Origin of the sequence: Streptomyces hilarionis, from assembly GCF_024539675.1 — a bacterium.
In the GTDB taxonomy this organism is placed as follows: domain Bacteria; phylum Actinomycetota; class Actinomycetes; order Streptomycetales; family Streptomycetaceae; genus Streptomyces; species Streptomyces hilarionis.
This window is the reverse complement of the sequence record NZ_JAHHIT010000271.1, coordinates 1-6,540: the sequence shown is the minus strand read 5'-3', so window position 1 is coordinate 6,540 and position 6,540 is coordinate 1. Positions and strand designations below refer to the sequence as shown.

General features: G+C 74.2%; 5 protein-coding genes. 3 read left to right on the top strand and 2 right to left on the bottom strand.

Annotation, left to right across the window (positions count from 1 at the left end):
* Positions 1–42: 42 nt before the first annotated feature.
* Both KMS84_RS37380 and KMS84_RS37375 read left to right on the top strand, forming a co-directional pair.
* On the top strand, positions 43–1,080 hold the full coding sequence (locus KMS84_RS37380; RefSeq protein ID WP_256921005.1) for a LacI family DNA-binding transcriptional regulator: 1,038 nt from the start codon (positions 43–45) through the stop codon (positions 1,078–1,080).
* A gap of 274 nt (positions 1,081–1,354) precedes the next feature.
* Complete coding sequence (locus tag KMS84_RS37375; RefSeq protein ID WP_256921004.1) at positions 1,355–3,829, top strand: CBM35 domain-containing protein; 2,475 nt, start codon at positions 1,355–1,357, stop codon at positions 3,827–3,829.
* Between the two features lie 150 nt (positions 3,830–3,979).
* On the opposite strand, the gene KMS84_RS37370 is transcribed toward KMS84_RS37375, so the two are convergent.
* On the bottom strand, positions 3,980–5,380 hold the full coding sequence (locus KMS84_RS37370) for a cytochrome P450 family protein (RefSeq protein ID WP_256921003.1): 1,401 nt from the start codon (positions 5,378–5,380) through the stop codon (positions 3,980–3,982).
* 300 nt (positions 5,381–5,680) lie between these two features.
* Between KMS84_RS37370 and KMS84_RS37365 the strand changes: the two genes are divergently transcribed.
* Positions 5,681–5,896 (top strand): DUF4177 domain-containing protein, encoded by a 216-nt coding sequence (locus tag KMS84_RS37365; RefSeq protein ID WP_256921002.1) that lies wholly within the window; start codon positions 5,681–5,683, stop codon positions 5,894–5,896.
* 61 nt (positions 5,897–5,957) lie between these two features.
* Here the strand turns inward: KMS84_RS37365 and KMS84_RS37360 are convergent, their stop codons facing one another.
* Positions 5,958–6,380 carry a YjbQ family protein gene (locus KMS84_RS37360; RefSeq protein ID WP_256921001.1) on the bottom strand — a complete coding sequence of 141 codons (423 nt, stop codon included), beginning with the start codon at positions 6,378–6,380 and terminating at the stop codon, positions 5,958–5,960.
* Positions 6,381–6,540: the final 160 nt, after the last annotated feature.

The following is a 6,540-nucleotide window of genomic DNA, read 5'->3' as shown; positions in this document are numbered from 1 at the left end:
GATGCTCGCCGGGCGTCCGGTGTGACCGGTCACAATCGCGCCATGAACGTGACCGGTCACACCGGACGCCCGGCGAGCATCCGGGACGTGGCGACAGCGGCCGGCGTCTCCTACCAGACCGTCTCCCGGGTGATCAACGACCACCCCAGCGTCAGAGCCGCGACCCGGGAGCGCGTGCTCGCCGCCGTCGACGAGCTCGGCTTCCGGCGCAACGCCACCGCGCTCGCTCTGGCCCGCGGGCGGAGCCGTGTCGTGACCGTCCTCACCGCCGACACCACCCGCCACGGTCACGCCTCCCTCCTGCGGGGCATCGAGGAGGCCGCCCGGGCGGCCTCCTACACCGTGGGGATCGGCGTGCTGGAATCGGCCCGGGAGTCCGCGGTGGCCGCCGCGGTCCAGCGGGCGGCGGACACCGGCGGCGGGCTGATCGTGATCGCCTACGATCCCGCCGGCGTACGGGCGTTGAACGCGGTCCCCGCCGGACTGCCCGTCGTCGGCGTGGTGGAGACGCCCGCCCGTCCGCCCGCGTCGGACCGCCCCTGGGTGTGGACCGACGACCGCGAGGCCGCCTGCAAGGCGACCGCGCATCTGCTGTCCCTGGGCCACGAGACGGTCCACTACGTGGCGATCCCGTCCGGTACCCGGCGCACCGGGGCCCGCAGCGCGGGCTGGCGCGACGCCCTCCGCGCGGCGGGAGCGCCCTGCCCCCGACCGGTGCGGGGCGGCTGGAGCCCGGCGGACGGACATGCGGCGGCCCGCGGCCTGGCCGCGGATCCCGCCGTCACGGCGATCCTGTGCGGCAACGACGACCTCGCCGTCGGCGTGCTGCGCGCCCTGCACGAGGCGGGCCGGTCCGTGCCGGACGAGGTGAGCGTGGCGGGCTTCGACGACGCCCCGCACGCCGCCTACCTCACGCCGTCCCTGACGACCGTGCGCCTGGACTTCGCCGGCCTCGGCCGATCCGCGTTCGCGCTGCTGCACGAGGCGCTGGAAGGGGCGGCGCAGATCGCCCCGCGCCCGGCCGCACCGCCCGAGCTGGTGGTACGCGAGAGCTCGGGGGTGGCGCCCGCCCGCGACTGAGCACCCGCTCCGGCGTCCCCGCCCGCATCCGCTCCCCCACCCACATCCACGCGCCCACCCGTCCGGCGCCCACACCACTCCCGTCCCCACGCGCACACGCGCACACAGGACCAAGGAGCGTGTCCGGCACCCGCCCCGCAGGACGCCGGGGAACGCCCCCGGCCGTGCTTCCGCAGCCGCTCACCCGCGCCTTCACCCACACACCCGCACGTGCAGTCCCCGTCGCACTCGCAAGAGAACCGCCCTCGTCCCCGCCGCACTTGGAGTCACCGCCATGTCAGGCAACCTCCCCGCAGCAGGTCCCGCGGCGGCCCCGGCCGTCCCGCAGCGCCTCACCGTCCGTCTCGCCGCATCCGAGGGGCCGGTGACGCTCGGCGCTAACGGAGCCCTGTACGGGCTCAGCGACGACGGCGTGCCCGGCGACGCCGCGCTGGAGCCGCTGAAGATCACCAGCATCTCGCAGAAGCCGGAGGGCGGCGCCCAGCATCCAGGCGGCGACGCGCTCAGCGTCTCCCGGTCCTTCTTCCGCAACGGCGGCGGCGAGATCAACGTGCTGATGCAGGACGTCTGCGCGAGCTGGCCGTACGAGGACATCGGCCTGGACGACTACCTCTCCCGGGTCGACGACATCGTCACGAAGGTCTCGGCCGACCCGAACGGCGACCGTTTCGTCTACATCCCGTTCAACGAACCGGACCAGATCTGGTACGACCTCGGCGTCGCCGAGCAGGAGCGGTACGAGGTGAACCGCGACCGGTTCTTCGAGCACTGGAAGACGGCGTACCGGCGCATCCGCGCCATCGACCCCGAAGCGAGGATCGCCGGACCCAACGAGACGGGCTACCACCACCGGCTGATGGCCGACTTCCTCGCCTTCGCGCAGCGGGAGGACGTGCTGCCCCAGATCCTGACGTGGCACGAGTTGAGCCCCGACTCGCTGCGGGACTTCCAGGGGCACCTCGACGACTGCCGCGCGATCGAGCGCCGGCTGGGCATCGCACCGCTGAGGATCAGCATCGACGAGTACGCCAACCGGCGTGATCTGTCGGTGCCGGGCCAACTGGTGCAGTGGGTGGCGATGTTCGAGCGGAACAAGGTCCACGCCAACCAGGCCTACTGGGACGCGGCGGGCAACATGAGCGGGGTCGTGGTGCGCACGGACATCCCCAACGGCGCCTGGTGGTTCTTCCGTTGGTACGCGGGGCTGACCGGGGACACGGTGAGGGTGACCCCGCCGCGGGCCGACGCCGTCGACACCCTCCAGGGCCTGGCCTCGTTCGACGCCTCGCGCCGCCAGGCCCAGGTCCTGCTCGGCGGCGCGGACGGCGACGCGGACGTCGTGCTGTGCGACCTCCCGCGGTCCGTCCTCGGACGCAGGGTCACCGCGACCGTCGCCGAAGCGGCCTGGTCGGGTTACGAGGGACGGCACGCCGCTCCCCCGGTCCTCGCCCGCACGATCCTGGACGTGGCGGACGACGGCTCGGTGACCGTGCCGATGCGGGGTCTGCGCAGGATGTCCGCGTACCGGATCGTCCTCACCCCGGGCGGCACGGGCGTCCCGGCCCCGGCCTCCGTGCCCTGGTCGACGTCGTACGAGGCGCAGGACGCGACCGTGACGGGCGGCGAGGTCCGCACGCACGGCACGGTGAGCGACGCGGGCGGCTACGCGGCCTCCGGCACGAAGGACGTCGGCTCTCCCGGCACTGCGGGCGCCAGGGTCGACTTCACGGTGACCGTCCCGGCGGACGGCCGCTACGACCTGGCGATCCTGTACGGCAACCAGTCCGGCGCCCCCGCCACCCAGCGACTGCTCGTCGACGGCGGCGACCCGGTCACCGTGACGTATCCCTCCACCCTGAACGAGGCGCACCGCGCCAGGAAGGACCTCGGCGTCGAACTGACCGCCGGCGCCCACGTGCTGACGCTCGCCCGGGGTGACGGCCGAGTCGCTCTGGACCGCATCGACCTGACCGCGCACACCGAAGTCCCGTCCGCGTCGTACGAGGCCACGCTCGCGGACATCACCGGCCGGCCGTCGTACGACTACTCCTCGTCGGCGGGCGTGGGCACGGGCGCGCTCGTGCTGCGCAGGGGCGACAGGGCGGTCTTCGACGTGTACGCCCCGCGCGACGGCTACTACACGGTGACCGCGCGCGGCTCCGCGCCCGTCCGGCTCACCCTGCACGGCACGCGGACGACGGCGACGCCGGACGTGCCGTCGCGGCTGTACCTGCTGGCGGGCAACAACCGCGTCGCCCTGACCGCCGCGGACGCGGCGGTGCGTGCGCTCGACGTGTCGGGCACGGGCTCGACCCGAGGCGTGCTGTCGTACGGGGCCGCGTCGGCCGCGCTGGCAGGGGGCGCGAAACTGGTCGCGCGCGCCCACGCCCCCGGCGGGGTCCACATCGCCGACCTGGGCGGCAGCCCCGCCCGCACGGCCGAGTTCACGGTGCTCGCGCCCAGCTCCGGCCGCCATCTGCTGGTGGTGCACTACGCCCACGACGACCGCCGCGACAACGGCCACGCCTACAACACGGACATCGTGTCCCGTACCGCGGACATCACTGTCGGCGCCGCGGCGCCGCGCCGGGTGACCTTCAAGAACACCTGGAGTGCGAACGACTTCTGGACGCTGGGCGTCCCCGTCGACCTGGAGCAGGGCGCCAACCGCGTGACCTTCGCCAACGCGACCGCCCGGGCTCCTGACATCGCCCTCGTCGAGGTGGCGCGAGTCGTCGGGCAGCCGTAGCGGGACGCGCCGCGGCGCGGCCGGGCGACGGTGTCAGGACGCGGGCCGGGGCGGCCGGGCAGCCGTGGCGGACCGGGCGGGCGGCGGGCGCGGCGGGCGACGGCGCAGCCCCGGCCGTCTCGGCCGGGGCGTACCGCGAAGGGGTCCCGGTCAGCGGCCGACGCCGATCAGGCCCGTCAGGTAGCGCCACAGGGAGGAGCGTTGCCGGACGGCCGGGTCCGGCAGCGCCGCCCCGGACGGCTCCGCGACCTGGTCGCCCGCCGGTGGCCGGACCGGCGTCGGCGCGAGCTCGTAGCGCACCGGCAGTGAGCGCAGGCCGCGCATGAACGGCGAGGAGCGCCAGGGCAGTTGGTCGGCGGGCAGGGCGAGCTCCAGGTGGGCGAACCGCTCGAACAGACGGCCCACGCCGACCGCCGCGACCGTCGAGGCCAGTTCGCGCGCCGGGCACTGACGCAGGCCGGCGCCCCACGACAGGTGCGCACGGGTGCTGACCGTGGTGCTCGGGCACACGTTGCCGGCGAAGAGCGGGTCGGCGTGCGCCGCGGCGGAGGAGATCCACACGGGGTCGCCCGCCCGGATCGTGTACGCGCCGAGCGGGGTGTCCTTCGCCGCGAAGCGCGGTACGAAGTTGACCAGCGGCGGCTTGCGCATGACCACCCGGTTCATGCTCTCCCGGACCATTCCGGCGGAGAGGCTGGCCCGCACGCCGCCCTCCCCGGAGACGACGTCGACCACCGTGTTGGAGATCAGGATCCCGACATGGTCCGAGGTCATGCCCAGCAGCATGAACAGCTCGCGCGCCAGTTCGTCCAGCGAGAGCTCGGGGTGTGCCGCCAGCAGGTAGGACGGGAAGTCGTCCCCCGGCTTCTCCAGCTTCACGGCCGCGAGTTCCGCCAGCGCGGCGAGCAGCCGCTCCAGCGCGGGCTCGGCGTCGGGGCCGGCGTCCAGCACCCGCCACATGTCCATGAGCGCGTCGTCGCCCTGCGAACCGGGGAAGCCGAGGAGATGACTGGCGACCATCAGCGGCAGCGGCCGGGCGAACTGGGCGGACAGATCCGCCAGGCCGGTGCCGCCCGCCTGTCCGACGAGGGTGATGAGTTCGTCCGCGTAGGCGGTGACGGCGGTCTTCAGCCGCTTGGCCTGCGCATGCCGGGGGTCCTGGAACGGCTTGAGTGCCGCGTCCCACGCCTGGCGCAGGGGACGGTAGCCGGGGCCGCCCTGGATCAGCACGTGGTTGACCTCGAGGGACGGCCCGAGCGGCCAGTCGGCCGGCACCTCGCCGTCCGTGCGGGCCCGCCAGTTCTCCAGGCCCTTGGGCCATCCGGCGTCGTCCTGGAGCACGTCGAGCGCCTCGCGGTAGCCCAGGACGAGCCATGCGGGCACCCCGAGCAGGTCGACCGGCGCGACGGGGCCGTGGAGCCGGCGCAACCGCTCGTACACGAGCGCGGGGCGCGTCTCGTAGTCCCGGGTCAGCAGCGGTTCGAGCGGCAGCGTCTCCAACCGCGCGCCCGCCAGGTCCACGGTCCCACCGTCGCCCACCTGGGATTCCATCGCTCCCCGCCCCTCCGACACTCCGCGTACCGGCGCGTCTTCGATCGGTAGCCGGAACCGGGGGGACCCTATCCCAGGCCCGGCCCGAGGTGAACGACGGGGGGACGGCTCAGGATGTCTTCCGGCCGCGTTCGCCGCGAGGGACGCCGCCGAGGTTCCACCGCCCGGTCTCCCGGCGCCCCGCCTCGGAACCGGGCCGCCCCGCGCGGGAGTTCGGCCCCGCCGCGCGCGTGGGGGCCGAACGGTGGTTGGCTGGTCCCGGTTCGTCAGTTCAGTCCCGCACAGGAAAGGCCCCCGGACATGAGCAACCCCGTGGCACTCGAGTACAAGGTCGTCACCTTCCGCGAATCGCTGATCGGCGACGCGCTCGACAGCGACAAGCTGGAGAAGGTTCTGAACAAGCACGCCGAGGACGGCTGGGCCCTCAAGGCCATCACCTCCGCCGACGTCAAGGGCCGTATCGGGCCCGGCGCGGTCGAGGGCCTGCTCCTCACCCTGGAACGCCCGCGCCGCTGACGGTCCCGCCGTCCCGGCCGGAACCCGTGGTGCGACCGTCAGGCGCCGGATGCGCTCCCGTTCATCCCAGGAAGCTCAGCCGGACCTGGCGGTCGGGGTTGTCCTTGTTGGTGTCCACCAGGCAGACCGACTGCCACGTTCCCAGCTCCAGCCTGCCGCCCACGACGGGCAGGGTCGCGTGGGGCGGGACGAACGCCGGGAGGACGTGGTCGCGGCCGTGACCGGGGCTGCCGTGCCGGTGCTGCCAGCGGTCGTCCGCGGGCAGCAGGGTGTGCAGCGCGGCGAGCAGGTCGTCGTCGCTGCCCGCGCCCGTCTCGATGATCGCGATGCCGGCCGTCGCGTGCGGGACGAACACGTTCAGGAGGCCGTCGCGCCCGGCGGCCGCCTCGCGCAGGAACGTCTCGCAGTCGCCGGTCAGGTCGACGACCCTCTCCCGGGGGCCGGAGGCGACGGACAGGACTCGGGTGGTGAACGCATCTGACATGCCACCATCCTGACCCCTGCGCCGGGTTCCACACTCCCGGGACACGTCGTCCCGCCCGGACCCACGGGCGACTCGGGCCCCCGGGTGCGCCCCCGGGAGCCGTGGACCACTCCGGGGGCGACTCCCGAGGGGCGACTCCGGGGCCGGAGTGAGCTCGCGG

Bases quoted from the DNA above. Each gene is read 5' to 3' on its own strand.
- KMS84_RS37380 (WP_256921005.1), top strand. From the start codon at position 43: ATGAACGTGACCGGTCACACCGGACGCCCGGCGAGCATCCGGGACGTG.
- KMS84_RS37360 (WP_256921001.1), bottom strand. From the start codon at position 6,380: ATGTCAGATGCGTTCACCACCCGAGTCCTGTCCGTCGCCTCCGGCCCC.
- KMS84_RS37365 (WP_256921002.1), top strand. From the start codon at position 5,681: ATGAGCAACCCCGTGGCACTCGAGTACAAGGTCGTCACCTTCCGCGAA.
- KMS84_RS37370 (WP_256921003.1), bottom strand. From the start codon at position 5,380: ATGGAATCCCAGGTGGGCGACGGTGGGACCGTGGACCTGGCGGGCGCG.
- KMS84_RS37375 (WP_256921004.1), top strand. From the start codon at position 1,355: ATGTCAGGCAACCTCCCCGCAGCAGGTCCCGCGGCGGCCCCGGCCGTC.